The sequence below is a fragment of the Streptomyces sp. AM25 genome (assembly GCF_058146165.1).
Genome location: NZ_JBKIWN010000001.1, coordinates 444,989 through 470,880, shown reverse-complemented (window position 1 = coordinate 470,880; position 25,892 = coordinate 444,989). Strand labels below are relative to the sequence as shown.

The window sequence follows — 25,892 nt, the reverse complement described above, 5'->3', positions numbered from 1 at the left end:
GCAAATGCCCAGTTCAGCACTACTGTCAGGCCCGTCACCCATTCCATGTCCTCGATGAGGAGGAGCCCGATGGCACGAGGCGGTAAGGACGACGGCAAGCCCCCGGCACACGGGAAGCCCGGCGGCCCGTCGATCGGCAACAAGCCCCAGCCGGACCGGAGCGGACCTGCGAAGGGCCCGAAGCATGGAGGCGGCGGGAGCGACACGAAGTGAGTGAAGCCCAGAAGCTGTCCAGCAACGGCCCACACCACCTCGCCGACCTGCTGGCCGGGCAAGGCGTCCTCACCGAGCCGTGGCTTCGAGCCGCGTTCGCAAAGGTCCGCCGGCACGAGTTCCTTCCCGACCGGGTATGGCTCGACGACGACAACGCCGAAGGCGGCTACGCCCTGCTGGAACGGACCAAGAACCCGGACCGCTGGTTCCAGGCCGCCTACGGGGACGAGGCCGTCGTCACCCAGCTCGACGACGGAGGCCCGGACCGGCTCGACAGCTACTGGGCAACCCCCACCTCCTCGGCATCGATGCCCAGCACCGTCGCGCAAATGCTCACCGCCATCAGCCTCCCCGCCGACCCTCAGGCCCGCCGCCATGTCGAGATCATGGAGATCGGCGCAGCCACCGGATACAACGCCGCGCTCATGGCGGAACTCGTCGGGCCCCGGAACGTCACCACGATCGAGATCGACCCCGCCCTCGCCGCCGGCGCGCGCACAGCCCTCGACGGCGGCGGATACGGGACGGTCACCGTCGTCACCGGCGACGGCGAACTCGGCCACGCGGACAACGTGCCGTACGACCGGATCCTGTCCACCGCCTCGGTCCTCACCATCCCCTACCCGTGGGTGGAACAGACCGCGAACGGCGGTCTGATCGTGTCCCCGTTCGAGACAGCGTTCTGCCCTACCGGCATGGTCTGCTTGACCGTCCAGAATGGCACCGCGACCGGCCCGTTCAGCCTGCCGCTCCAGTTCATGCGAGTCCGTGGACAGCGCACCCCCGCCCGCTTCGAAGCCCTGTTCACTGACGAAGCGTGGGAAGCCAGGCGCACGAAGCCCCTCCGCTCCGACACCTCGTTCCTCGAAGACCCCGCCGCACAGTTCGCCGTCGGCCTGATGCTGCCCAGCGTCCACCACGGACGACGTGGCGAAGGGCAGTGGCTGTCCAGCGACGACTCGTGGGCATACGTCGACGAGGAGAACGCCTCCCAGTGGGGCCCCCGCGACCTGTTCAACGAAGCCACTGCCGCAGCCGAAGAGTGGCGTAGGCAGGGACAACCGGAGATGAGCAGGTACGGCCTGACGATCACACCCGCCGGACAGCACGCGTGGCTGGACCGTGAGGACAACATCGTCGGCACGACCCCCGCGACGGCCCGCGATCAGCCCTGAAGGGCCTCGCCGAAGGCGATGCCCCCATGAGCGCGCTGTGCGGTCGTCGCTCAGCTTAACTCTGTCCGTGATCTTGGCGGTGAAGGTCAGGTGCCGAGGGTTCGCCAGGACTTCGACCGCGGGATTCCGTGCTGTACCAGGTAGTTCTGGAAGGTGGTCGGCAGTCTCGGTTAGGGTTCCACGGTTCCCAGCAGGCGCGGCTGGAGTACGCCCTGTCGTCGGCAGACGGTCCGGGCGGCAGCGCGGACGTCCTGGTCCCTGTCGCTTGGTCCGCAAGGCCTCCAACGCAGGGAGGAAACTTGGTCGAGCAAGCCCGGCAGCAAAGAAAAGGTCCCGTCCGATCCATGGGATCGGACGGGACCTGGTTTACCGTTCCCGCATGTTCGCACGAGCGGCTGGGTGTGCGAGGGTGGGGCCGCTCGTCATCAGCATGCGTGCCCGGCGCCTACTGGTGTTGAGGGATGCCCTTGCACACCATGTACCAGCACTCGAATGTGACCGTCGCGCTGGGGGACTTCTCCACGGTGCCGTCGGGGTGCGTGTACTCGTAGTGGACGTCAATTACCGTCTGCTTAGACCCTTCCGCAATGGCGTCAATGACGTCCACGATGGGCGCGGTCCAGTTCTCGTTCTTGCCGTCTCGCGCCGGGTAGCGGAAATCCTGGTGGCCGCCTCGCTCCCGGGCCACCAGTTTCGTCTCCTCGGGCACGTCCTTGCCGTTGCTCCAGTAGATGCCGGCTTTCTTGCCGTCCCACGCGGCGTTGGCCGTGGCGCTCGGAGTCGGCAGCCTAAGCCGTCGGAGGCCGTCGACCTTGACGTAGCCGCCATTGGTGAACACGTAGGAGTCCAGGCCGGCACCGGGGCCCGGGATGAGGCCCTGGAGCTGGTTCTGTCCAGTTTCGGCGAAGAGCTTCGGCCATCCGTCAGAGATCCGCCGGGGTGGCACCACCTGAGAGTCGTTGAGGTCGCCGTCGAGGTGGATCGTGGTGAACCAGGAACCGGAGAACACCAGGTACTCGCCGGGGTTGTCGTCGCCGGGAACGGCCTGCACGGCGTCTACCCGTGTGACTCCGGACTTGGCGAACAGGTCCTTCAGGGCGGACCACTTGTCCGGCAGGCTCCGCGGCTTCTCGAACCCGCCCACTGCGGTGTCCTTGAGGTCGTCGTCGATGTGGATGCGGGTGTACTGGTCGCCGGAGAAGAAATAGATCTGCCCGTCCCTGCCGGGGACGGGCATGGACGCATCGATCCTGCCGGTCTTCGACGCGTCCAGCAGCGCCTCCAGCGACTTCCAATTGCCCTTGATCGACGTGGGCTTGCCCTTTCCGGTGAGGGTCGCGGAGAGCTTTTTGCCGTCGGCGTCGATGTCCACGCTGATGCGTACGTACTGCTCGCCGGAGAACACCCAGTACTGGTGGTCCGTACCGGGTACGGGCAGGACTGCGTCCACCTGGCCTGAGGCCCCTTCCGCGGCGAGCAGGCTGGCGAGCGCGGTGTCCTTCTGCGGCAGCGCGGGGCCGCCCATGCCCAGACTCTTGAGGATGTCCTCGACCTCGGCCGCTGTCACGCCGGGCGGAGCCTTCTCCAGCTTGGCGAGAGCCTCCCGCTGAAGGCGATCTACCCGCTCCGCGCAGAGGCCGCCAGGGTCGGGGCTGGGGCACCAGTCGGCGTTGTTGACCTTGTCGATGAACTGCTGGTTGAACTTCTTCCCGCTCTCGTGCTCCCATGCGGCGTTCATGCCCTTGGCCAGCGACGTGGCCAGGGAAGTACGCATCTGCGCGGGGAGCTTGCCGGTCAGGGCATCGACCTTGGCATCGGCTTCAGCGAACTGTTCAGGAGCAGACCACTTCTTGCTGCCGGTCTCGGCGGTCTGCACCGTGCCCGAGCCGGTCGCGGTGCTCGCGACGTGGGCCAGGCCCTTGACCGCGGCACGCTGCATCTCCGCCGCCTGCACCAGTCCGATCCCGGCCGCGACCGCCTCGGTTCCGCCCCCCTTCGCCAGCCACCCCTCCTTCGGATCCTGCAGGTACTTCAGCAACGCGTCATGCCACGCCTTGTCCCGCACCTCCGGCACAGTCTCCACGGTCTTGTCCAGCTGCTCGCCGATATCACTCATGATCTTCGCCAGGTGGTAGACCATCGCCACCGCGAACGCCGGCCCGGCGGCGGCCGACTCCACACCTGCCAGCTCCAGGCCCTCCATCAGCAGAGCGAAGCCATCGAGACCGGCCCCGGCGAAGTCCTTGTCCTGGACATCCACCCCCACCTGCAGCAGGCTGCCCACCACGGGGACCAGCGCGTTGATGGCGGCGGCCTTGTCCAGATCGGTCGACTCACCCGCGAACGCTGCCGCGACCCCGGCCCCCCACACCACTGCGCCGCCGGCCTTGGCGACGTTGTCCCAGTTGAAGAGTTCGCCACCGAGCTTGGCACGCGTCTTGTCGTAGGGCACGTAGAACGCCGACGGGTCTTTCAACACCGCGTCGAGATCCTTCACCAGCCGGGCCTCCCCGACGTTCTCCAGCCCGGCCAGCTTCAGCTCCGTCCCCCGCTCGGCCTTGGCCCGCGCCTGCTCACGCACCTCCTTCCAGTCCACCCCCTTCAGACACGACGCCTGTCCGGACTTGGCACACAGCTTCTTGGCCTGCTCCCGCGCCCAGCCCGGCAGTGTCTCCGCCTCCGCGACCGCCGCCGCACGCGCCTTCTCCCGCGTGTTCCGAGCCGCGGAGTCATCGGCCGACGGGAGCTTCACCTGCGCGTCCGGGTGCTCCTTCAAGAACTCCTCGACCTCGCCGATCCGCTTCTTCGTCTCCGCCGAGACCTCCTTCAGATCGCCGTCCGGGCGGCACACCGCCGGGCGGCCGAACTTCAAGAGCCGTGAGCAGACCTGTGCAACGACGCCCTTGGTCTTCCCGGCGCCCTCCAGCCGCTTCTGCAGACGGTCGGGATCCCGCAGATCAGCGTCGGTGACCTTCTCCCCGGGGGACACCTTGACGAAATCACCGCCCAGCTTCTCCACGGTGATACCCAATTCCTTCGCAAGCTCCGGGGGGTTCGCGTAGTGGTCTCGCACGGACCAGCCGCGCTCGGCCGCCAGGGTGCTCTCGGTGACGGGGTACGTCTCGACGCGGGCCAGCTGCACACGCGCCAAAGTCTCCTGGACGGCTTCCGGGTGAGAGCCTCGCAGCTCCTTCTGAACAGCCTCCATCGACTGCTTGAAGTGCGCCTGCTCGAGCTCCGCCCCTTCCACATGGGAGAGGTACCTCCGGGCGTCATCCCCGCCCATCGTCCCGACTTCCTCGGCCGGAATCATGACCACCGCAGTCTTCTCCGAGCCGTCGGCAGCCTTGAACTTCACCACCACCGGGACCTTCTCATCGAGCAGCGCCCCCTGCAGGAAGTGCGCGGTGTGCACCAGCTCGTGCCCGACCAGCTGCGACTCCTTGATCGCGACCCGCGTCCCGTCCGACAGGTAGCCGAAATACACCGACTCCACCTCGGACATGGAGACCATGCCCTGGGAACCGATGCCGTTGCGGGCACGCACCTCACGGTCGTAGGCCATCGCCATCGGCTCGGCACCGGACAGCTCGCTGCGCATCAAGTCGGCATCCCCGGGTTCCCCTTCCTTGAGCTCACCCTGCTCCCTGCGCCAGTCGTCGTCCTTCTTCGCGTCCTTCCACCGGTTCTTCAGATCCTCGGGCCACTGCTCTGGGTCGTCGGACAGCTCCCGGTGGAACACCACGTTGACATCGGCCAGTCCGGTTGCCGGCTGCGCACTGCCCACCGCCACATCAAGCGGCTGCATGCGGCTGATGTCCTCCAGGAACTTCATGCCCCCGGGCTTGCTGGCGAGATCCGCAACGATCGCCTCGACTCGCTGGACGAACGCCTCGGCCTTCGCCCATTCCGCCCCGCCCCGCTCGACAGACAGCGTGCCCTTGTTGGCGCGGGCGGCGTACCGGTCCGTCAGGGCCACAATCCCCGACTGTGTCTCCGAGCCCGGGATCGGGATACGGTATCCGGTGGCCTGTTTCCCGTCAGGCATGGTGACCCGCACGGGTTCACTCGCGAGTGCCTTGCTACGGTCGACGGGTCCTGCGGCAGGCACTGAATGTGCTGCTGCGGCTGCCTGGAGGAGGTCCAGACCTGCGGGCTGCGGTGCGGCCAGCGCCGCTGGCGCAGCCATGCCCACCACGGTGGCCGTGGCCAGCGTGCCGGCCAGCGCCACTCGTATCGATCTCTTGAAAACTGGGCTCATCTTCTTTCTCGGTGTGGGCAGGCCAGTCCGCCGGCGCCGCCCGCGCCACCCGTGGACGGGGCAAAGCGGTGAGCGGCGCCAGTGGGGATGGCGAAGCGTTTCTTGGGGCGAGGCTGCGAGACGTGTAGTCGCGGTACGAGGAGAGTCGGGGCGCCCCTGGATGCCCCGGGGTGCCAACGCGTTGGTCTGACCACGCAGGCCGGCCCCTGTATCTCACTCGATCTTTAGATGCAACCGTTTCGCGCGGCACGTGGCCAAATATTAGCAAAATAATAGTTGTTCATTGCTCAATTGATGCTTGTCTGGAGCCGCACGACCCCGAGGGCGCCGGGCGCCCGCCGGTCATCGACGGTCGGTTCGCCGACTGCGGCCGCGCCCAGGGCTGCACCGGGGCGTGCCTGCGGGAGTTGCAGGTGCTGGCCCGCTACGCGAGGGACAGCGGTCGGCGCGTCACTTGGGGCTGAGTCCCTCGCCCGCCCCTGGCCGGGGCTGCGCCGCCCCTCCCGACGGTGGGGGAGTGGCACCCCGCTCCGTCCGAAGACGCGCGTTTGCTGCTGAGGAGAAGAACCATTGTCCGTCATCAGCCCCGTTCCTGAGCTTGGCACTTAGTGGGTGTTCGGTGATATTTCGGCGGCCTTCAGGTTGAGTTGGGGGCCGGGGTGGCCGGTGCGGGCTGGGCGGGGGTGAGCAGGCCGGGTTCGGGCTCGGTGAGGAGTGCGATCTGCTCACGCAGGTGCCCGGCCATCTCGCGTACCAGCTGTTGCCGGGCCTCGATCTTGTCCAGGAGGTGCTTCGTCGAGCTGCTCTCGTAGTCACGCGAGAGACGCCTGCGCAGCATGAGGGTGCCGAGAGGCTGCTCGACCACCCACCGCTTCGGCTCGGGGGTGAACCCTTTCGTCCCCGGATCGCGCCGATCTCCACATGGATGCCGAGGCGGGCGCCGTGCTCCACGACGGTCTCCTTGAACCCGGCGTCCACCCACGCCCTCGTCACCGCCGGCGCGGTGCGATGGCCAGGCCGAGGACATCTGTGGCGATGCCTCTTTTCCGCCCCGGGCTCTTGCCCGGCTCCAGCCCGGTCGTCTCCTTCGACGCGTTCACCGAGGCCCGCACCGTCTGCGAGTCCAGCACGACAGCGGTGGGATCCTCGCGTCGTCGGTGCATCTCCCGGGCCAGGCAGCGCAGAAGCTCGTGGATGGTCTCGACGGTCCCGTCATCACGCCACAGACCGAAGTAGCAGTACACCGCGCTCGTGGGCGGCAGTTCGTGGGGCAGGTAACGCCACTGGCAGCCGGTCCGGGCCTGGTACAGCAGCGCGTTGACGATCTCCCGCATCGCGTACTGGCCCTGGTGCCCGCTGACCGAGGGATGCTTCCCCTTCCACGCAGCGATCACCGGCCGGACCAGCTCCCAGGCCTCGTCCGACAGGTTGCTCGGGTACGGCTCACGTCCTCCCACCCCCACAGAGCACCGCGTTCCCGGCCAACGGTGAAGCCCCCGAACCGGACAACCCACCTTCAAGCACTACCAGGACCGCTGAAACTCGCAGAACGCCCACTGAGACCCCCTGGTCCAGAGCCCGAGGAGCCCGCCACCGGCCCCTGAGCGGTGAGTGATTGGGGCGCGGCGCCGTGGTCAAGTGCTGCGCGATCGGGGCGATCGGCGACTACTGTAAAGCCTCACGCGATTACGCTGAGCTTCCATCTGGGTTGCGTCAGGCTCAATGGGTGCAGATCGTCACGAGGGCCGCACGGAGGCAGGCATGACCGAGCTTGAGGTATCGAACGCCGCACATGGCACCCTGGGAGATGTGCGGCAGAGGGGTGCCAAGGCCTCGGGCGATGAGACGCTGCCGGGCACACCCCGAGTGCTGACCGGGTCCGCCCGGGAGATCTCCAAGGCCACTCTGGTGCAGCTGCAACTCCCCCAGCCCTCAACAGGGCAGGCGATGATCAAGGCTGCGTACGTCCGGCAACTCCAACTGCGGCCAGGCGAGACGCACATCGTGCGCGATCTCCTCCGCGACGCCACCGCCGACGGCGCTGAGCGGACGGGCTCCAGAGCCCCGGTGGCTGAGCTCTCGGGCGGGGCGCCCGACGGGGTTTCGGATGAGCTGATCGATCTGCTCGCGGAGTTCGAGCGGTCGGCGCCGCCTTCGCTTCTCCCGCCGCCAGGTGCATTCGCCGGCATTCCCGTTGCTGCGCTGAAGGCGTTCGGGGATGCGTTGATCGAGCTGAGGCAACGGCGGGTCGAAAGTCTCGCTGCCGACGGTGCGGCAGCCGAGGCGCCGTCGGCGGGCGTGCAGGGGTGGGCGCAGCAGGATGTGCGGAATGCTGTCGTGGCGGTCAGGGCGCTGGCGGCCAATATGCGGGCGACTCCACTGGGGATGCTGAATCTGGAGCGTCTGGAGATGGCGCCGGCCGGGTTGGAGCGGGGTGAGCTCGTCGCCACCATTCCGCTGGCGCCGTTGGAGGAGACGGCGGTCAGTCACAAGGAATGGTCGGTGCAGAGCAAGGAGTTCACGTCGATTGTGACCGACTCGCTGGAGACGGTCAGCGAGACCGGGGTGACCGACAATACCGAGTTGACCCAGTCGACGGCATCGCAGGCTCAGCACTCCAACCAGTTCAATGTCACGGCGACGGTCACCGGTGGAATCCCGGTGATCAATGGTTCGGCCCAGTCGGGTTTCACCTCGCAGGACTCCACGTCGCAGTCTGCCTCCGACAGCACCAAGCACGCGAGCGGACTGACCAGGAAGGCTTCGGCGCGGGCGAAGCAGGAACACAAGATCACCATCTCCACGACCACCGTCTCGGGTACCGAGGAGACCTCGACCCGGAAGCTGAAGAACCCGAGTACGAGCCAGGCGATGCGGATCGACTACTTCAGCCTGATGCGCAAGTGGCAGGTGCGGCTGTACCGGTACGGACTGCGGATGACCTACGACCTGGTGATCCCGGAGCCGGGGGCCGCGCTGCGCCGGATGCACAAGGAACTCGCCGATCTCAAGGGCCAGCTGGGCCCGTTCCAGTTCAGCCTGCCGCACTCGGAGATCACCGATGCGATCTGGCCGAACGAGACGCAGCCGCACTACCGGGTGCTGGCCGAGCAGTACGGGGCCGTGGTGCCGGATCTGCCGCTGCCGCCCTCGGCTCCGCAGTTCAGCGTGAGTGCCCCCTCGCAGGAAGAAGGGTGGCACATCTTCACCCCGGACCCACTGGAAGTGCCCGCCGGATACCGCATCAAGACGCTGAACCTGTGGTTCGCCACCACGAGCAAGACGGGCAGCGAGAACAAGTTCAGTTTCAAGGTGCTGGGCACACCGCTCTACATCAAGGACCAGGACCAGGGCGAGTACGGGCCGATGGAACTGACCTCCGGCGCATACGGCAACTTCATGCTGCACGCGACCGGCAAGGTCTCCATCTCGTTCGAGATGGTGAACAACCGCAACACCACAATCAGAGTCGCCTCCGAGATCGAGGAGATTCCCACCCAGCCCGACCCGGACCCGGCCAAGTCCGCGAGGAGCAACCGTATCCGGGACCAGTGGCAGTCCGATGTCTGGAACCTCCTGCGCGACGCAGCGCAGAGCCAGCACTACGAGCGCCAGCAGGATATTGCCGCCAAAGCCGCAGCGTTGCAGGAGCAGATCCAACAGGTCGACACGCTCACCCTCCGCCGCGAGGAGAGCGAAGAGATCATGAAAGGCGTACTGCGCTTCCTCCTCGGCCCGGACTTCGCGGTCATGCCCCAGCCGGTCGTCGACGCGTTCATCAAGGCCAAGGTCGATCTGGACCACGGGATCGGCTTCGACGAGAACACCCTCGGCCTGGACGCCACAGCATGGGCCACCGTACGCGAACACGAGGACGTCGTCCGCTTCATCAACCAGGCCATCGAGTGGGAAAACGTCGTCACGTTCCTGTACTCGTACTTCTGGGACGTGCCGCAGAGCTGGAACTTCATCCGCCGGCTCAGGCACCCCGACGCCAACCGGCAGGCGTTCCTGCGCTCCGGCAGCGCGCGCGTCGTCCTGACGGTCCGCAAGGGCTGGGAAGAGGACTGGGTGAACTTCGCCGAGGGAGGCTTCAAGACCCCGCCGACGACCCCGAATTCCCAGTACCTCAGCATCGCCAGGGAGATCGCGGCGTACGACGACCGCAACTACCCGGGCATCCCGCCCGCCAACCCGGCCCGCAGCGCGGTCCGTCTCGAAGAGGCCGTCTACACGACCTCCGGCGCCGTCCTGGCCAAGACCTCCAGCCCGGTGAACATCAGGGTCGAATCGTCCCAGGACTTCCTGGTCGGCGCCCAGATCGTCATCGACTCCGCCGACAAGGTCGACCCCGCCGACGGCAGAGTGGTCCAGGAAACCCAGACCATCACCGCGATCCCCGACCCCTTCCACCTCACGGTCGGCCGCCTGGAGCGGGCACACGACGGCTCGGTGACCCCGTTCGCCGTGCTGCAGCCCGGCACCAAGGGCGCGCTGATCGCCGAGTGGCACGAGTACACCCCCTCCTCGGGCACCGACATCGAGATCGGCTCCGACCTCGGTAGCGGGGCCTGAGCCATGGCGGTCCAGCCCGGGACGGACGTCCGCTGGGGACTGGTCGCCGAGACACTCACCGCCTTCAAGCACGCGGTGATGCTCGCCCGCGGCATCGACTCGGCACAGCAGGCACAGCTCGACCAGGAGCACGACACCGGCAAACTACGGGAGAGGGAGTCCCGTACGGTGGCGCGCGAGGACATGGAGGCGGCACACGCGATAGCCGCTGAGGTCCGGCGCCTGTTCACGGAATGGCACAACCGCTACTCCACAGTTCGGTGGCCCGGCAGGCTGGAGTTCGCGGTCCGCGCGACCATGAACGCCGCGTCCGACGCCACCAAACGCCTGGACGAGGAGACCCGGCAGATCCTGGAGGCATCCCCTCCCGGCTCGGGCCGGGTCAGGTCACTGCTCGGCGGATGGCCGCTGGTGTGGATCCAGTACCTCTACCTGGCCTACGAACCGCTGCAGATCATCGAGGGCGAGCTCCCCCTGCCCGAATCGGGCCTCGCCAAGGCCGGCGAACTGGTCGCCGAATTCGATGACTTCGTGGTGACCATGTTCCCCGTGGCCGGTGAAGCCGTGCTGGCGTACGAGGCCGCCTCCGGCTCCCAACTGCTGGGCAACCGCAAACTGGGCACACTCGAACGTGTGCTGACCGCCGTCGCCCTCGTCATCCCGTATGCGTTGGGAGCACTGGTCAAAGAGGCACCGAGGGCTGGAATCGCCGTTCGGAACTTCCGTGTCAACCTGGCGAGACTCATCCCGAAGTCCACCGCCGCGCAACTCGACCGCTTCACGGCCGACATGGTGATCGGCCTGCGCTCGCTCCCCAAGGAAACGTTCGACAAGTTCCTCCGCATCATCCGCGTCACCGGGCCGCTCACCCCCGATCAGGCCAAAAGCGTCAACTTCATCATGTCCCGCATCGACTACGCCTCACGTCTCGCCCAGTGGCTGCAGATCATCGAGAAGCGTCTGGGGAAGGAACTCGAAGGGGTCCACGTGCTCCTTCGTCCTGCCAAGGTCGCCCTCAAACCACATGAGCAGGCCATGATGGAAAAGCTGAGCCAACTGACCGGAAAGCCGGTCGTGGCCATTCCCGAGATGCACCCCCGGGACTACGAGGAGCTGTTGCGGAACATGGCCGCCAGCCCCAACGCGACCATGCCCCAGACCGTGGGCGTCAAGTACCCCGACACGGTCTGGAACAACGAACTCACGGAGCTCTACCAAGTCGAAGGACGCAGTTCCGAGAAAGCCCTTCGGAGCGCCGTCGCGGACAAGGGCAGACAGGCTTCCACGCTCGTGGTGTCCAACGGGCCGAAGTCGAATTTCGACCTGCCCGCTCTGTTCGGTCAACGATTCTGGGCCTGGCCGGACAGCCACTACATCAACAAGGTCGTCATCCTCCTCGACCACAGCGTCCAGATCATCGAACGCCCCGCCCGCTACATCACCATCGACCCCAAGACCTACCTCATCACTCGCTTCCTCACCGGCAACCCCGCACACCTCGTCAGGACGACCGAAGATGTCAACCGAGCCCAAGAAGAAGAAAACCAGGGCGTCAAACGTTGAGTGAGGAAGGAGTCCACCGCTGACCAGCTGCGGGACTTCGGTAACTACCTGAAGAACCCGCAGCTCATCATCGTCTCCGAGCCCTCCAACAGTGCCAAGGCGACTCCGGTCCGGATGCCTGGAAGCCGCCGAACCGGGCGTTCTGGTGCACGTACGCCGAGGACTACACCCACGTGAAAGCGAAGTGGAAGCTCACCACAACCACCGCCGAGAAGAAAGCCCTCGGGAGCATGTTGAATGCATGTGCCAATTAGTCGGCGAACGTCCTTAGGGCTGAGACCGGCAGAGATGCAGGTCGAGCAATAACACGAGGCATTGAACCAGTTCTCGCTGTTGTTCGAGGACCGGATCAACGCTACGTGAAAGAAGAGGACTTGCACTAAGCACCGGACACATCCCGAAGAGCGCGGTCACGTCCTAGCGCTGCTGCGGCGCCGCGGGACGTCCTCGTGTGCGCACCGATTTCCAGCTTCGCCGATACCCCCGGCTGACGATGAGGCCTCAGCTGTGGCTGCTGGGGGCCCTGCCCCTCTATCTGCGGGAGGGGCAGGGCATGCGCTGTGTCAGCCGAATTCCGGCTTTGACACCTCTACCTCCGCGGACGAGTCACGCAGGAGCTTGTCCTTGCGGGAGGTGAGCTCTTCCAGTGAGGTCTCCAGCTTCTTGCGCTGCGGGCCCGATGAGTCACCAAGCTGGCGGTGGGTTTCAGTGATATCCTTCTGAACCTTCCGGGCCTCGGTCATCATGGGGGTATTCTGATCCACGGTCTTAACGAGAAACCTCGTGACGGGCGGGACATTTCCCTCCGCCTTGACTGTGGTAGTCATCGGGATGACGTGCAGACCATGTAGGTTTTCGAATTGCTTGAACCTGGGATGCGTCAGATTGATCACGAAGAATCCGGTGTACTTGGCGGCGGCGGCGCGGACCTCCTCGTAGCCCCAGTACCCCTCGGGGACGGTCCGCTTCAGCGTGCGGCTTTGGGTCTGGGAATATTGCTGGGTGTCCGTGGTCTTGTTTGAGTAGGTGAAGTTCATGCTTCCCCCTGCGCTGGGCTTGCTTGTCACCTCACCGGATTTCGTGTCCTGCCCATAGCCGAAGTTGAGAGACCCTCCGACGCTCCAGCCCTCTTCCTTGACCCGGGTATGGGTATTGGTGCTGGACATTGTTGTGGTGAATTCGGTCGGTCCCTGGATGTTGTCGGACTGGCCGATGATCGGGGCCCTTTCGGTCACCGTCCCAACGAAGCCGCACGACACGTCAGGATTGGAGCACAGATAGGCCACCCCGGAGCCTTTGTCGCCCGTTCCTCTCCCCATATTTACGGCTGTGTCGAGCTCCCGGGCCTCGTCGAAATTTTCGTAGCGATGGATATTTTCGGAAATGCTACGCGGTGCGGCATCTGGCAGGTCGTCCTGGAGCCGCATTCGGAGACGGTTGAGTGCGAAATCGTCGGGATCTTCATCGTCGGGTTTACCGTCGTTGAATGCTGCTTGCGCCTTCTTCCACCCGACTTCCCAGTCGTTCCCGTCCAGGCCGGGGAATCCGGCAAACGAGGTGTTCGTCGGCATTTTCTTGTAAGGGAGCTTGAACTCCTGGCCGGTGTGGAGTGTGACCACTTCGGGGTCGGATATACCTTGTGCGGCGAGTGCCTGGGGTGCTGTTCCGGGGGCGGTGCTGAGTCCTGCCAGGAGAGCGGTGGTCAGTACTGCGGCTGAGGCTGCCTTCCTTGCATACGAGGGGGCTCCTCGCTTCCCCGTTGCGGGATGCTGCTGTGTCATCTCATTCCTTTGTTCATACGCAGCGCCGGGCGCTACGTGCTTGGGCGTTTGTGTTGGCGACGGTGTGTTTGCTCATGGGCCGGACGGCCAGCGGCCGGGGGTTGCCTGCACTCGCAGTGCAGTTGTGGGGGCCACGTCTTGGCGTTGTCTCACCGGCTGATCGAGCCGGCTGTGCCGTCCGGGCACGCAGAACGGTTGGGTGAGGGTCCCGGGCGGTCTGTCACAGTGCGGCCGGGGCTTACATCTTGGTGCTGCCTGGTCGCCTGGCCCGGCGTCGAGACGGGCGCCGTCTTCGCGTGCATGGTGCCCGCTGGCGCCTTTGGCCAGGACGGTTTCGAGTTTGCCGAACGTGCTCGCTCTCCGCTGGACCCGCGTTTTCGCCCCCCGCTGGGGGCGGCGACGGGCATGTGTGTTCACCGGGCCGTTGGCTGGGCCGGATGTGAGGAGCCGTTCCGGGCCATTCGCCACAGTTCCTTCGGTGCCGCTCGCCATCCCCCGGCCCGGATCGTGCGCACCGTTTCCCTGCCGACCAGCACCACTCCGAGCAGCTTCACCGCCCAGCCGAGCAGGGCGAGCAGCACCAGCAGGCCGAGCACAGCCAGATCCAGCTCCGCCTGGTCACCAAGGGCCGATGCGGCAAGGACAACCAGGGCGGCGGCTTCGAACACATACGACATGGCCAATCCGCCGAGCACACACAGTGCTCCTACTCGCACTCGGTTCATCACTCCGTCTTTCAGTGGCTGCGCCGGCCATTGGTCACCCGGCGCGGATCCCTCGATCCGCAGCGGGCTCAGCTCCAGACGCCGGTTGCTGCGGTTGCCTTCACGTAGTCCTCGAAGGCGCGGGGCGCGCGGCCGAGGGCGTCCTGGATGCCGGTGCTGAGGTAGTCGTCCTCGCCCTGGCGGATCTGGTCCAGGAAGGCGGCGATGGCCGCGGCGTCCGCGGCCAGGTGGCCGTGGGCGACCTGGTCCCGCATGTAGTCGCCGGGGGGCTGGTAGTGGTGGCGCAGGGTGCGGCCCGTCGCGGCGCCGATGATGCCGAGCGCCTCGGCGAAGGTGAGCGCGCGGGGCCCGGACAGGTCGTACGCCTTCCCGGTGTGCCCGGCCTCGGTCAGGGCGGCCACCGCCACGTCGGCGATGTCCTGCGCGTCGATGAAGGGTTCGCGGCCGTCACCGGCGGGGGTTGCAAGGACACCCTCGCGTACCCCGGTGAGGAAGAAGTCCGGGGCGGCGAAGTCCTGGGCGAACCAGCACGGCCGCAGCATGGTCCACTCCAGTCCGCAGCCGCGGACCGCCGCCTCCGTCGCGGGCACACCACCCTCACCATCCAGGCCGCGCACGGACAGCTGAACGATGCGGCGCACTCCTGCCCTCCGGGCCGCGTCGGCGAACGCGGCGCGCTCGGGCAGCCCGAGCGTTTCAGTGGGCACCATGTACACCGCTTCCGCCCCGGCCAGGGCCGGCTCCCACGTGGACGGGGCGTTCCAGTCGAAGGGGACGGGACCGGAGCGGGACGCACAACGGACGCTGTGCCCCAGCGCCTTCAGGCGCGGGACGATCAGACGTCCGGTCTTGCCGGTGGCGCCGGTCACGAGGATCTCTGTCATGCCCTTCAGTCAACCGGCCAGGAACAGCATGATCCATGGGTGAACATGCCGAATCCATATACAATCGTCCCAACATGGATCTTCTGGACGACTACCTCGCCGGTGTGCGGGCACGCGGAGCCGTGTTCTGCAGCACCGTGAGCACACCCCCCTGGGGCCTTCGCTTCACCGGACCAGCTCCCCTCGCCCTCGTCGCACCGCCCCGCGGCAACGCCTGGATCGTCCCCGACGACGACGCCCCGGTCCAGGTCCGGCAAGGCGGGGTTGCACTGGTACGGATCCAGCACCCCTACACGGTGGCCGACCAGCCCGACAGCGCGCCGCAAGTCCTGGTCGACGGCAACGACCACTGCACCCTGACCGCCAGCCCTGGTGAACACGGACACAACTGGCGGATGGCCGGACGCACCCTCGGCCAGCCCGCAACCAGCCACACCGACCTGCTGATCACCGCCAGCTACCGCATCGACGGCGATTTGAGCGCACCACTCCTCGACGCACTCCCCCCGATCGCCGTCCTCCAGCCCGACGACACCAGCACCACCGACACACAGCCTCACCCAGGGCCAGCCGCACTGCTCGACCTGATCGCCACCGAAGTCGAGCACGACGCCCCCGGCCAGCAAGTCGTCCTCGACCGCTTCCTCGATCTGATCCTCGTGCGGACCCTGCGCGCCTGGTTCGACCGCCCCGACACCGCCGCACCCACCGGATACCGCGCCCTGGCCGACCCCGACATCGGACACGTCCTGCGCCGGGTCCACGAAGACCCCGCCCGCCCCTGGACCCTCGCCTCACTCGCCAGCGAGGCCGCCATGTCCCGCACCACCTTCGTACGCCGCTTCTCCACGCTCGTCGGCCGCCCGCCCCTGGCCTACGTGACCGACTGGCGCATGGCCCTGGCCGCCGACCGGCTGCGCGCCCCGGGCAGCACCATCGCCACAGTGGCCCAGGAAGTCGGCTACGCAGACGCATTTGCCTTCAGCACCGCCTTCAAACGCGTACGGGGCATCAGCCCCTCCACCCACCGCGTTCTCAACGCGCCGCAGGCCAGCGTCGGCACGGCAGGAGAAACGAGGACCTGAGCAGGCGCAGCGACCCGGAGCCGGTCGCGCGACTCCGGCCCCGACAGCTGGAAGCCGCCGGACAGGGCGTTAGGGTGCACGTACGCCGAGGACTTCACTCACGTGAAGGCGAAGTGGCGGCTCACCGCAACTGCCAGCGAGAAGAAGGCCCTCGGGGGCATGCTGGACACCTGCACCAACTGATCGGTGCCAGGGCGCGGTGCGAGCCGTCCGCGACGGGAAGATCTACGAGGCCGGGGCGCGCTGGGCATCCTCCTCGCTGCCCGTCCCCCTCCGCTCCATAGGTGCCTGTCCGGAGGCATTTGCCGCGGCCTCCGGACAAGCCCTGAAGAACGACGGGACTCCCGGGGCGATCAGCCTTGGGGCTTGCCCCACATCGGGGCTATGACCGGATTCACGGTACGCCCATTCTTGAGTGCGAACGTCTTGTCGACTCCGCCGTGATCCGTGGACAGCCAGACCCCGACCACGGTGCGCTTGTTCTTGTCCCGCAAGGAGGGAACCGTCACAGCGTCGCTGTCGGCCGGGAGTTCGGCATCCCAGAAGTCACCCGTATCCGCTATGGGGACCGCTCCGGCCACTCGGAGGCTTCCTTGGTATTTATCGGGATGAATCTGACACCTGCCCAAGCACCATCCGGGCCAGGCTCCGCTGTTGTCGTGGAAGAACCGGACCTGCCGCAGAGCACCGATGTCGTCGATCGTGACGGTGTAGACGCCCTGGGAGCCCGCCTCAAAGTCGTTCCCAGCGTTGTTGAGCTCGAATTCCCCGCTCTTGCCCTTGTCGCCGATCAGTTGCACACGCACCGTCGCGTCCGTTCCCGCATCAGGAACGGCGGCAGTGCCGACAAGCAGGCGATAGGTGATCTGTGCTGTCACGCGCAAGCCCCTCTGGTCGGTTACTGGATGCGTGTGAACATATGCAGTCTGTGTCTCCGAGGGCCAGTGACGGTCAGGCCACGGAGTAAAGGCTCGATCCGCGCCCACTGCGCATCTGTTAGCGGCACGCTCTGACCAACGACCGACCGATCCAAACGAAACCGCCTAGTCGGTCTGCCTGAGCGCCAATGCGTCAATTCCGCCCGCATGAAGGTGACTTGCTTACATTTCGGACGTCAGGCGGGTGGCCTGTTGCTCGTCCACGCCGCCCAGCCGGTCCGACAGGCGTTGTCCGAAAGATGCTTTCAAGCCCTCTACCTGCGAGATTTACCCGTCCTGGCCCTTTCGGGTCCTCCTTGCGGAGGCCTGTCGCGATTTCGTCCTGGACAGTCCCGCGGTCGAGCGGCAGGGTGGGCACCCGTGGCAGTGAGCCCCGTCACACCGGACGGGCCGCTCGGGCTCGTCGGTCGGACGTGCCGTTGCCCCGCATACTCTGCCCCCCACATCGCCCCAGCGAACAGCACCGCAGCATGCACAGCAGCAGCGTTGATCGACGAATGGGGAGCAGTGGAACGATGGCCGACTCGATACAGCCTGGTGACGTGGCCGGTACTCAGGACCCGGGACCGGACGGAGCCGGATTCACGTATCAGCCCGCGGCACGTGAAGTGATCGTCATCGCCCGGCCCGAAGCCGGCCTGCGCGCCGACGCCTCGGGCGGTGTGCACTCCACCACGGAGGCCGACGCCTCGGCATTGAGCGTGTTCCTCGCGGACGAACAGCTCACGCTGGAGCCGCTGTTCGGTGATGAGCAGCGCGTTCGCGAGGCCGTCGCGGGACTCCCGCGGGGCCAGGGGCACGAACAGGTGCCGGACCTCACGCTCTTCTACCGCCTGCGTGACGGCGGGGAGCGCAGTGACGAACTCGCGTCCCGTCTCGCCGCGCTCCCCGAGGTCGAGACCGCGTACGTCAAACCGTCCGCGCTCCCTGCCGATGGTGGCGGTGGCGGGATCGAGGACGAGCGCCGCAAGAAGGCGGACGTGATCACCCCGGACTTCAGCGGACGGCAGGGGTATCTCGGCCCCGCTCCGGCCGGCGTCGACGCGTTGTGGGCCTGGCAACAGGCCGGCGGTTCCGGCGAGCACGTGGCCGTAGCCGACGTCGAGGGCGCCTGGCAGCCCGACCATCAGGACCTGGGCCACAGGTGGGCCAGGATTGTCGCGGGCACGCCCGTTGAGGACCTGGCCTGGCGCAACCACGGCACCAACGTGCTCGGCGTCATCGGTGCGGCCCGCAGTGGCTCCGGCACCGTCGGTATCGTCCCCGACGCAGTGACCGCGGCGGCCTCGCTCCACGGCATCGGCACCGCCCGTGCCATCTCGACCGCCGCCGGCAGGCTCTCGCCCGGCGACGTTTTGCTGATCCCGCTGCACCGCCCCGGCCCGCGCTTCGAGTACGCCGTACGCGACGACCAGCGCGGCCACATCCCGCTGGAGTGGTGGCCCGACGACTACGCGGCCATCCGCTATGCCACGGCGAAGGGCGTGACGGTCGTGGAGGCGGCGGGCAACGGCGCGGACAGTCTGGACGACGCGCTGTACGAGGCCCGCCCGCAGGGCTTCCCGTCCTGGTGGCGCAACCCGTTCAGCCCCTCGACCCCAGTCTCCGGCGCGATCGTCGCCGGCGCGGGCGCCCCGCCGCCCGGCACCCATGGCCACGACCACGGCCCGGACCGCTCCCGCCTGCTGTTCTCCAACTTCGGCACGCGGGTGGACGTCCAGGGCTGGGGCCACGAGGTCACCACCACCGGCGGTTCCTGGGACCGGGCCGGTGATCTCCAGGGCGGCGCGGAGGAGGACGTCTGGTACACGGACACGTTCTCCGGCACCTCGCCGGCCGTGGCCATGGTGGCGGGCGTGGTCGCCTCCCTGCAGAGCATGCTTCGCAGGGCCGGGCTGCCTGCGCTGTCCCCGGACCGGGTCCGCGACCTTCTTCGCGCAACCGGCTCGCCCCAGCAGGACGCGCTCGGCCGCCCGGCCTCCCAGCGCATCGGCAACCGGCCCGATCTCCGGTCCGCCGTGGCTCACTTGGTGCCTAGGCAGGTCGCCGAGGGCGTCGCCGAACGCTTCTGGGACGAACTGCTCCCGTACCCGCGCGAGCGCGCCCCCAGGCTCCGCCTGTACGTGAACGGGGCATGGCGCTCGCTGGACCGCCCCGAGCCGGACGTCCGGCAGGCGGTGCACGCCGCGTTCACGCTCACGGGCGGACGGCGCGCGGTGCGCGTGTGGTACGCGGACGAGGAGGTCGTCGGGCTGGTCGTCACCGACGGCACGTGAGCCCGACGGCCGTCCTGCACGTACGTCACGGCCCGCCGACAGCATCCGAACGGAAAGGGGGATCACGCATGTCCAGCCACGTACCGATGGGCCACGGAGGCTTCGGTACGGACCCACCGCCGCAGCAGTCCGGCGCGCTGCCGATGCAGCCGCCCGGGCACCAGTTGCCGCAACCCCTGGAGCAACTCCACCAGCTGGGACAGCAGCAGCCGTTCCAGTCCCTGCTGAGGCAGTTCCCGCCGCAGCCAGGCCCTACCTCAAGCCCCGAACCGAAAGGTGGACCAGCAATGACCACAGCCTTCGCACCCATGTCCCCGGCCGGCATCGGCATGGCGCCGCAGTACGTGCCGCAGCCCCAGTTCGCCCCGCCGGCGGCACCGTTCGCCCCCCAGCAGGCCCAGTTCGCGCCGCAGCAGGTCCAGCAGTTCCCGCAGCCGGGCATCGGTACGGAGCGCTACCTCATCACCGAGGCGCGGATCACCGTCCCGGCGCGGCACGGCGAGCCCGTTCTGCACGCCTCCGTGCCGGCGCCCTTCCGGTACGTGCAGACGCCGCTGAGCCCGATCGCACTGGACGCGGTGCAGCGGGCCTTCTCGCAGGGCCAGCCCGTCTACGTCCACGTCATGCCGTACGCGACCGGGCCGGTGATCGTGTCCTTCGAGATCGAGGTCCGGCACCGGTAGGTCCGCCGTGCCGCCCGCGGGACGGGCGGCACCAGAGCGAAAGGAAGCCGCGCATGACCACGTACGCACCAGTGGGTTCGGCCGGAATCGGCACCGCACCCAACCTTCTCCCCCCGCAACTCCAGCAGCAGCCCCAGCAGTTCGGCCAGCAGGCGGGTGTCCTGCCCGCCGCCGTGCCCGGCGCGTTGACCCCGCAGCCGGCCGCCGCGCCCGGTCAGTTGATCACGGACGCCGCCGTCTCCGCGCAGTTCACGGTCAGGCGCATCCCGGACCTCGAGACGACCATGGTCCTCCAGCTGCGCAACGGTCACCAGGTGAACCTCGTGGCGCCGACCAACTTCGAGATCGAGCGCGTGCAGTTCGCGTTCGCCCACGGCCAGGCCGTCAACGTCAGCTACGATGCGCGGATGCAGGTCATCGGCATCAACATCGCGACGATGCCGCCGGTGAGCCCGCGCACGATCGTCTGAACCGGCCCGGGGCCCAGGCCACGTGAGACGGCCTGGGCCCCCGCACGGCAATGCGGGACGTTCACCTGCTCGCCACGGGCGACGGCGCGCGGCTCGCACAACTTGGGAATCGTTGGCTGTACACGCCCTCTACCACCATCGTCGGCAGCGCCCTCGCGGGATGTCTCCCGACGGACGGGGCTACCGGGCCACCGACACGCCGGGACCGTCGTGCACGCTGCGAAAGATTCCGGCCTGCGCTCGGGGGCCGGCCGGAGGCCAGGGAATTGGCGCGGAGCTGACGCGGCAAATGAGGGGACGAGGGTGGAGGACTTCCGGGGCTGTGGTCCGCGGATCTTCGTGCTGCCGCAGTGGACCGTCGAGAAGACCCGGGTGTGCGACAACACGCTGTGCAGGAACCGGTTCGTGGCGGGTCTGTGCCAGGAACTCGCCCCGGACCGGCGGACCGTGGTCCCGCTCAAGCCGATCTCGACGGAGGACCTTCACAGCCTCCTGCGGGCGCACGGCTTGGGAGAAGGGGACGTGTGGGTGTACGGCTCCTGGGCACCTGCCGAGCTGCTTCCCCGGTTGAACAACAAGATCCAGGTGCATCCGCCCGCCGGTGAGGAGAGCGTACCGTCGTGGTACGACCGGGAGTTCGCGCACCGGATCCGGCCGGCCACGCTCCCCGGGTACAGCTGCTTCGGCACGGCGGCGTTCGAAGTGGCCTGCCAAGAGCTCCTGGACCGGTATGTGAGCATCAGGATCAAAGACCCGAGCCAGAACAGCGGGGCCGGTCAGACCGTGGTGGCCTCGGCGGGAGACCTCGCCGCCTTGAGGGAGGGGTACCGCCGGAGGTCCGGTGTGGAATTCGCCGCGGCATTGCACGAGCACGGCCTGGTCGTGGAGGCGAATCTGATCGATGCCGACACCTGGGGTGTCTGCGTGACGCACACCCCCGTAGGCGATTTCACCACTCTCGGCCGGAACGTGACGCAGGAAGTGGAGCTGCCCGACGGGCGGCGCGAGCACCGGTACGCCGGCATGTCGGGCGTCGTCGTCCGCGGAGGGCTCGAGCAATTGGCGAGCATCCCCGACGAGGGCGTCTCCATCAGCGACCCCGTCCGTGGCGAAACCTACGCCATCCACACCCGCCGGTCCGTCCTTGCAGTGGCCCGCCACTACTTCTCGGCGCTGTCGGCCTGGCACCGTCAAGGACTCACCGGCAGCCGTATCAGCCTCGACATCGTGTGCGGATGCCTGCAACGGCGCGGCGGGCGGACGACGACCACTCGCGTCGTGGAGGAGACCCAGCGTGCGGGCGGAGGATCGCCCCTCGACCTCTGCGGAATCCTCCGCCTTCACACTACTCCCGACGCCGCATACGCAGTGCGCAGCGCACGGATCGCCTTCACACGGAAGACGGCACAGGCATACGAGAAGCACATGACAGCCGTCGAGCACGGAGTCGTTCTCTGGAACGGATTCGACGCGTCCGAGGGGCGCCACGTGCTGCAGGGCATGTACTGAAAGAGGACATGCTCACCACGGCTGAGGTACGGGACCGCACGGTCACGGGCGCGTACCAGGGGGCTCACGGAGACTGGTCCAGCGGTGAGGCAGTCGTCGACGGTCTGGTGCGGATCGGGGTTGAACCCGCCGGCCTCACCGTCTGGCAACCGCCGAGACGCGCCACCGGCGGTGTCTTCGTCGGGGAAGCCGCCGCGACGGACAGTGCGGTGGCCGGGTGTGGGGGAGGGGAGGCCGACGGCGACGGTCCAGACACCGTGGTCACGGTTGGTTGCGAGGTGTGGGCAGCGGGTGCGCAGTTGCCGTCGGTGTTGGTCATGGCAGCCGCACCGTCGGTGGACGCGCCCCCGCATGGCGGTGGAGCGAATGGAGATCACTTCCGGAAGATCGAACAGGTCCTACACGTTCATGCTGAACCTCAAGACCGGTGATCCGCGATCACCTATGCGACCACACCGAGGCTGACGACCGTCTGGCCTGTGGATTTCTGTTGGCGGGGTGACAGGCGCAGTGCATGTGGCTGTCATGGTGGATGTCTGGATGTGACGCAAGCCTGTCATTGCGGTCACAGGTCCTGGGCCGGACGATGGACGCATGTCAAGGAACGCCCGCCATGTCGTGATCGCGGTCTTCCCCGACGTCGATCTTCTCGACGTCACGGGGCCGGCCGAGGTCTTTGCGCTGGCCAACCGGGAAACAGGCGGTGCCGGCGGCTACCGGGTCCGTCTGGCCGGCCCTGGCGCGGCGGGCGATGCGGTGACGACCTCGGCGGGGGTGCGGCTGGTGACCGACCTGTCCTTCGACGAGGTCGGTGCAGGGGTGGACACGGTGCTGGTGCCCGGCGCCGTCGATCTGGAACCCTGCGGGCCCAGGGCCCGTATCGACCAGGATGTCGTGGAGTGGATCAAGGGGCTGTCTCCCGGGGTCCGGCGGATCGCGTCGGTGTGCGTGGGAGCGCACTTGCTGGCGGCGGCCGGGCTGCTGGACGGCAGGACGGCCACCACGCACTGGTCGACGGCCGCTCAACTGGCCGCCGACCACCCACAGGTCACCGTGGACGCCGACCCGATCTTCGTCCGCTCCGGGCGGGTGTGGACCGGAGCGGGGATCAGCGCCTGCCTGGACCTGTCGCTGGCCCTGGTGGCCGAGGACCTGGGTGAGGAGGTGGCGCTGGCGGTGGCCCGGCAACTGGTGGTCTACCTCAGACGCCAGGGCGGACAGAGCCAGTTCAGTGTGCCGCTGTCCCGCCCGGCCTCCTCCCGGCGGGACATCGACGAGCTGCGCCTGTACATCGGTGAGCACCCGGAGGATGACTTGTCGGCCGCTGCACTGGCCGAGCGGATGTGTCTGAGCGAGCGGCACTTCGCCCGGATCTTCAAGCAGGAGACGGGCAGTACTCCGGCCGCCTACGTCGAGGCAGCCCGGGTGGAGGCGGCGCGCCGCCTGCTGGAGACCACCGACCTGCCGCTGGAGCAGATCGCCCGGACTGCCGGGCTGCGGTCGGTGGAGACGCTGCAGCGGGCCTTCCGCCGGCAGCTGGGCACCAGCCCGGCCGCCTACCGCCGCCGCTTCCGCACCGCTGCCTGAACACCCCTCTCACGGGCGCCCTGCCGTGCCCGTACACCCCACCTGACTGTTTTATCCCTTATGGAAAGGATGTTGAGCCATGCCTGCTTCGACTACTCTGCGTCAGGTGATCGGTCTGAACGACCGGCTCCCGGATCTGGCGGACACCACATTGATCATGGTCGACTTCCAGAACACGTACCGTCAGGGCGTCATGGCGCTGGAGGGGGCCGAGGAGGCACTGGCTGCCGGTGCTCGTCTGCTGGCCGCTGCCCGTGCTGCGGGTGTGACGGTGGTGCATGTCGTCAACGACGGTGGCGAGGGCACCCCGTACGACGTCCGGGCCGAGATCGGTTCGATCAGTGACGAAGTCGCACCCGTCGACGGGGAGCCGGTGGTGGTCAAGCAGTTCCCCAACGCCTTCCACCAGACCGATCTGGAGAAGACTCTCCAAACGCTGGGCGCAGGGCAGGAGTTGCTGCTGGCCGGGTTCATGACCCACATGTGTGTGACCTTCACCGCTCAGGGCGCCTTCGCTCTCGGCTACCGCCCCACGGTCGTCGCCGAGGCCACGGCCACTCGTTCCCTCCCGGGACCTGACGGCACGATCCTGCCCGCCGCGACACTCCAGGCCGCAGCGCTGACCACGATCAGCGACTTGTTCGGGCCCGTCGCGCCCCGGGTGGACGACCTCACGGGCTGACCTCATGCGCGCCGGTGGTGCAGTTCCGTGTGCCCGGACGGCCGGCAGGCAGTCCGGGCACACGGGCGCTGGACCGGGACGGAAGCTTCTCAGATCGAGGCACCGGAGGGACACGGCGCCGTTCGGCACTGGTCCAACGCCACGGCCGACACCGCACTCACGACGCACCGGCGTTCGGGGCTGGTCGTGACAGAGTCGAGGCGGGCCTGAGGGTAGTGGCGAGCCATGAACTCCGCCGCGGGGTGGCGGCGGGCATCGGTCAAGGTCGTGACCAGTCGGTAGGTGCCGGTGAAGATGGTGCCGTCGGTGCAGGTCACCGTGATCTGAGCATCGACGATCCGCACGCGTACCGTGCCGACGACCGACAGGTACGAGCCGTCGGAAAGATGGGCCAGCACCGGAGTGCGGCGGTTGCTGCGGAGCCGGCCCAGCACCTGAGCACCGGTCGCGCACGTCTTTGCAAGGAAGTCGTTGCTGTCGAATCCCTTGTCCCACAGGACCAGCATGTCCGGCCGCAGCAGGTGCAGCAGGCGGGACGCGTAGCCGGTCTCACCCTCGGCAGTGGGGCCGAACACCGCGCCGATCAGGGCCCGCGTTCCGCTCTCCACCAGCGTCATCAGCTCTAGCATCGGGTATCCGCCGCGGCCTCCAGGACCGAACCACTGCACGTTGCGCTCCGTGTCGGGCAGTCTGATCGAGCTGCAGCCGTCGAAGGAGACCGTACGGAAGCGTCCGAAGCGGACACCGGAGGTGGCCGGCTGCGTGAGGGGCCCGGCCAGCACCTCGAACAGGCACCGCACCGGTGCCGGAGCGACACGGCGTCGCAGGTCACGCAGGGCCTTCGCGGTCGGCCAGGCGACCTCCAGGCCGTTGCCCACCAGCCCCGCGGTGAGTTTGTTCCAGACCAGCCGGTAGCCGACTTCCGGGAACAGGCACATCGCCAGCAGGAAGTAGACCCCGACCCGCGAGGGCAGGTCGCGCAGCCGACGCTCCGCACAGCGGGTCTCCTCCAGCACGGCATCGACGAGCTCGAAAGGAACGACCCTCGTCAGCTCGCCCAGATGACCGGGCGCGAACCGCCCCGCGGCCACGGTGAATACGCGGGAGAACATCATCAGACCGGGCAGCGGAGCACAATGGCGTGCAGGCAACGGGGCACCTCGAAGATCAGCAGTCTTGGCGTACTGCCTGATCAACGACACCCCGTTGCCCGCGTTCCAGCCGGGCCGTCAAACCCCTTGCCGCCAGCGGAAATCCGTTTACTACCCGGCCTTGGGGCTGGGCCCGGATTCTCGGGTCGGTGGCGAGCTTGCTGGGCATGCAGGGCAGGCTCGGCGTGGTCGAGCCGGGCGCGCTGGCGGACCTCACCGCCGTCGACGACGATCCGTTGACCGACATCGCGCTGCTGACCGACCCGGACCACCGGCTGCGCCTGGTGATGTGCCGGGGCCGCCTGCACAAGATGCCACGGGACTGAAGGCCGTC

Annotated in this window: 19 protein-coding genes; 11 read left to right on the top strand and 8 right to left on the bottom strand. The window is 67.6% G+C overall.

Going from position 1 to position 25,892, the window contains the following annotated elements; all coding sequences use genetic code 11:
- The first annotated feature begins 209 nt into the window (after nucleotides 1-209).
- Nucleotides 210-1,388, top strand: a complete 1,179-nt coding sequence (locus ACLHRZ_RS01815; protein WP_490416377.1) for a methyltransferase domain-containing protein — start codon at nucleotides 210-212, stop codon at nucleotides 1,386-1,388.
- A gap of 445 nt (nucleotides 1,389-1,833) precedes the next feature.
- Here ACLHRZ_RS01815 and ACLHRZ_RS01810 read toward each other — a convergent pair whose 3' ends face one another.
- The 3 genes from ACLHRZ_RS01810 to ACLHRZ_RS01800 form a co-directional block, all read right to left on the bottom strand.
- A complete protein-coding gene (locus ACLHRZ_RS01810) occupies nucleotides 1,834-5,367 on the bottom strand; it encodes a hypothetical protein (RefSeq protein ID WP_490416376.1) in 3,534 nt (1,177 codons plus the stop codon).
- 919 nt (nucleotides 5,368-6,286) lie between these two features.
- Complete coding sequence (locus ACLHRZ_RS01805) at nucleotides 6,287-6,514, bottom strand: hypothetical protein (RefSeq protein WP_490416375.1); 228 nt, start codon at nucleotides 6,512-6,514, stop codon at nucleotides 6,287-6,289.
- A 124-nt stretch (nucleotides 6,515-6,638) separates the two neighbouring features.
- Nucleotides 6,639-7,106 carry a transposase gene (locus ACLHRZ_RS01800; protein ID WP_490416374.1) on the bottom strand — a complete coding sequence of 156 codons (468 nt, stop codon included), beginning with the start codon at nucleotides 7,104-7,106 and terminating at the stop codon, nucleotides 6,639-6,641.
- 304 nt (nucleotides 7,107-7,410) lie between these two features.
- On the opposite strand from ACLHRZ_RS01800, the gene ACLHRZ_RS01795 reads away from it, so the two are divergent.
- Both ACLHRZ_RS01795 and ACLHRZ_RS01790 read left to right on the top strand, forming a co-directional pair.
- Nucleotides 7,411-10,224 (top strand): hypothetical protein, encoded by a 2,814-nt coding sequence (locus ACLHRZ_RS01795; protein ID WP_490416373.1) that lies wholly within the window; start codon nucleotides 7,411-7,413, stop codon nucleotides 10,222-10,224.
- 3 nt (nucleotides 10,225-10,227) lie between these two features.
- The gene (locus ACLHRZ_RS01790; protein WP_490416372.1) at nucleotides 10,228-11,787 is read left to right on the top strand and encodes a hypothetical protein; all 1,560 of its coding nucleotides are present in this window, start codon (nucleotides 10,228-10,230) and stop codon (nucleotides 11,785-11,787) included.
- A 563-nt stretch (nucleotides 11,788-12,350) separates the two neighbouring features.
- On the opposite strand, the gene ACLHRZ_RS01785 is transcribed toward ACLHRZ_RS01790, so the two are convergent.
- The 3 genes from ACLHRZ_RS01785 to ACLHRZ_RS01775 form a co-directional block, all read right to left on the bottom strand.
- Nucleotides 12,351-13,406 carry a hypothetical protein gene (locus ACLHRZ_RS01785; protein WP_490416371.1) on the bottom strand — a complete coding sequence of 352 codons (1,056 nt, stop codon included), beginning with the start codon at nucleotides 13,404-13,406 and terminating at the stop codon, nucleotides 12,351-12,353.
- Between the two features lie 575 nt (nucleotides 13,407-13,981).
- Nucleotides 13,982-14,263 (bottom strand): hypothetical protein, encoded by a 282-nt coding sequence (locus ACLHRZ_RS01780; protein WP_490416370.1) that lies wholly within the window; start codon nucleotides 14,261-14,263, stop codon nucleotides 13,982-13,984.
- A gap of 98 nt (nucleotides 14,264-14,361) precedes the next feature.
- On the bottom strand, nucleotides 14,362-15,177 hold the full coding sequence (locus ACLHRZ_RS01775) for an NAD(P)H-binding protein (RefSeq protein WP_490416369.1): 816 nt from the start codon (nucleotides 15,175-15,177) through the stop codon (nucleotides 14,362-14,364).
- 74 nt (nucleotides 15,178-15,251) lie between these two features.
- Here ACLHRZ_RS01775 and ACLHRZ_RS01770 point away from each other — a divergent pair, with 74 nt between their 5' ends.
- Complete coding sequence (locus tag ACLHRZ_RS01770) at nucleotides 15,252-16,262, top strand: AraC family transcriptional regulator (RefSeq protein ID WP_490416368.1); 1,011 nt, start codon at nucleotides 15,252-15,254, stop codon at nucleotides 16,260-16,262.
- A 353-nt stretch (nucleotides 16,263-16,615) separates the two neighbouring features.
- Here ACLHRZ_RS01770 and ACLHRZ_RS01765 read toward each other — a convergent pair whose 3' ends face one another.
- Complete coding sequence (locus ACLHRZ_RS01765) at nucleotides 16,616-17,140, bottom strand: PLAT/LH2 domain-containing protein (RefSeq protein WP_490416367.1); 525 nt, start codon at nucleotides 17,138-17,140, stop codon at nucleotides 16,616-16,618.
- Nucleotides 17,141-17,742: 602 nt separating this feature from the next.
- On the opposite strand from ACLHRZ_RS01765, the gene ACLHRZ_RS01760 reads away from it, so the two are divergent.
- The 6 genes from ACLHRZ_RS01760 (at nucleotide 17,743) to ACLHRZ_RS01735 (ending at nucleotide 24,407) form a co-directional block, all read left to right on the top strand.
- Nucleotides 17,743-19,476, top strand: a complete 1,734-nt coding sequence (locus ACLHRZ_RS01760; RefSeq protein ID WP_490416366.1) for a S8 family serine peptidase — start codon at nucleotides 17,743-17,745, stop codon at nucleotides 19,474-19,476.
- 287 nt (nucleotides 19,477-19,763) lie between these two features.
- Nucleotides 19,764-20,159 (top strand): hypothetical protein, encoded by a 396-nt coding sequence (locus ACLHRZ_RS01755; RefSeq protein ID WP_490416365.1) that lies wholly within the window; start codon nucleotides 19,764-19,766, stop codon nucleotides 20,157-20,159.
- 53 nt (nucleotides 20,160-20,212) lie between these two features.
- The gene (locus ACLHRZ_RS01750; protein WP_490416364.1) at nucleotides 20,213-20,629 is read left to right on the top strand and encodes a hypothetical protein; all 417 of its coding nucleotides are present in this window, start codon (nucleotides 20,213-20,215) and stop codon (nucleotides 20,627-20,629) included.
- Nucleotides 20,630-20,932: 303 nt separating this feature from the next.
- A complete protein-coding gene (locus ACLHRZ_RS01745; RefSeq protein ID WP_490416363.1) occupies nucleotides 20,933-22,138 on the top strand; it encodes a DUF3182 family protein in 1,206 nt (401 codons plus the stop codon).
- 594 nt (nucleotides 22,139-22,732) lie between these two features.
- Nucleotides 22,733-23,725 carry a GlxA family transcriptional regulator gene (locus ACLHRZ_RS01740; RefSeq protein WP_490416362.1) on the top strand — a complete coding sequence of 331 codons (993 nt, stop codon included), beginning with the start codon at nucleotides 22,733-22,735 and terminating at the stop codon, nucleotides 23,723-23,725.
- Between the two features lie 79 nt (nucleotides 23,726-23,804).
- Nucleotides 23,805-24,407, top strand: a complete 603-nt coding sequence (locus ACLHRZ_RS01735; protein WP_490416361.1) for an isochorismatase family protein — start codon at nucleotides 23,805-23,807, stop codon at nucleotides 24,405-24,407.
- 89 nt (nucleotides 24,408-24,496) lie between these two features.
- Here the strand turns inward: ACLHRZ_RS01735 and ACLHRZ_RS01730 are convergent, their stop codons facing one another.
- A complete protein-coding gene (locus tag ACLHRZ_RS01730) occupies nucleotides 24,497-25,558 on the bottom strand; it encodes a transposase domain-containing protein (protein ID WP_490416360.1) in 1,062 nt (353 codons plus the stop codon).
- A 149-nt stretch (nucleotides 25,559-25,707) separates the two neighbouring features.
- Here ACLHRZ_RS01730 and ACLHRZ_RS01725 point away from each other — a divergent pair, with 149 nt between their 5' ends.
- Complete coding sequence (locus tag ACLHRZ_RS01725) at nucleotides 25,708-25,884, top strand: hypothetical protein (RefSeq protein ID WP_490416359.1); 177 nt, start codon at nucleotides 25,708-25,710, stop codon at nucleotides 25,882-25,884.
- Nucleotides 25,885-25,892: the final 8 nt, after the last annotated feature.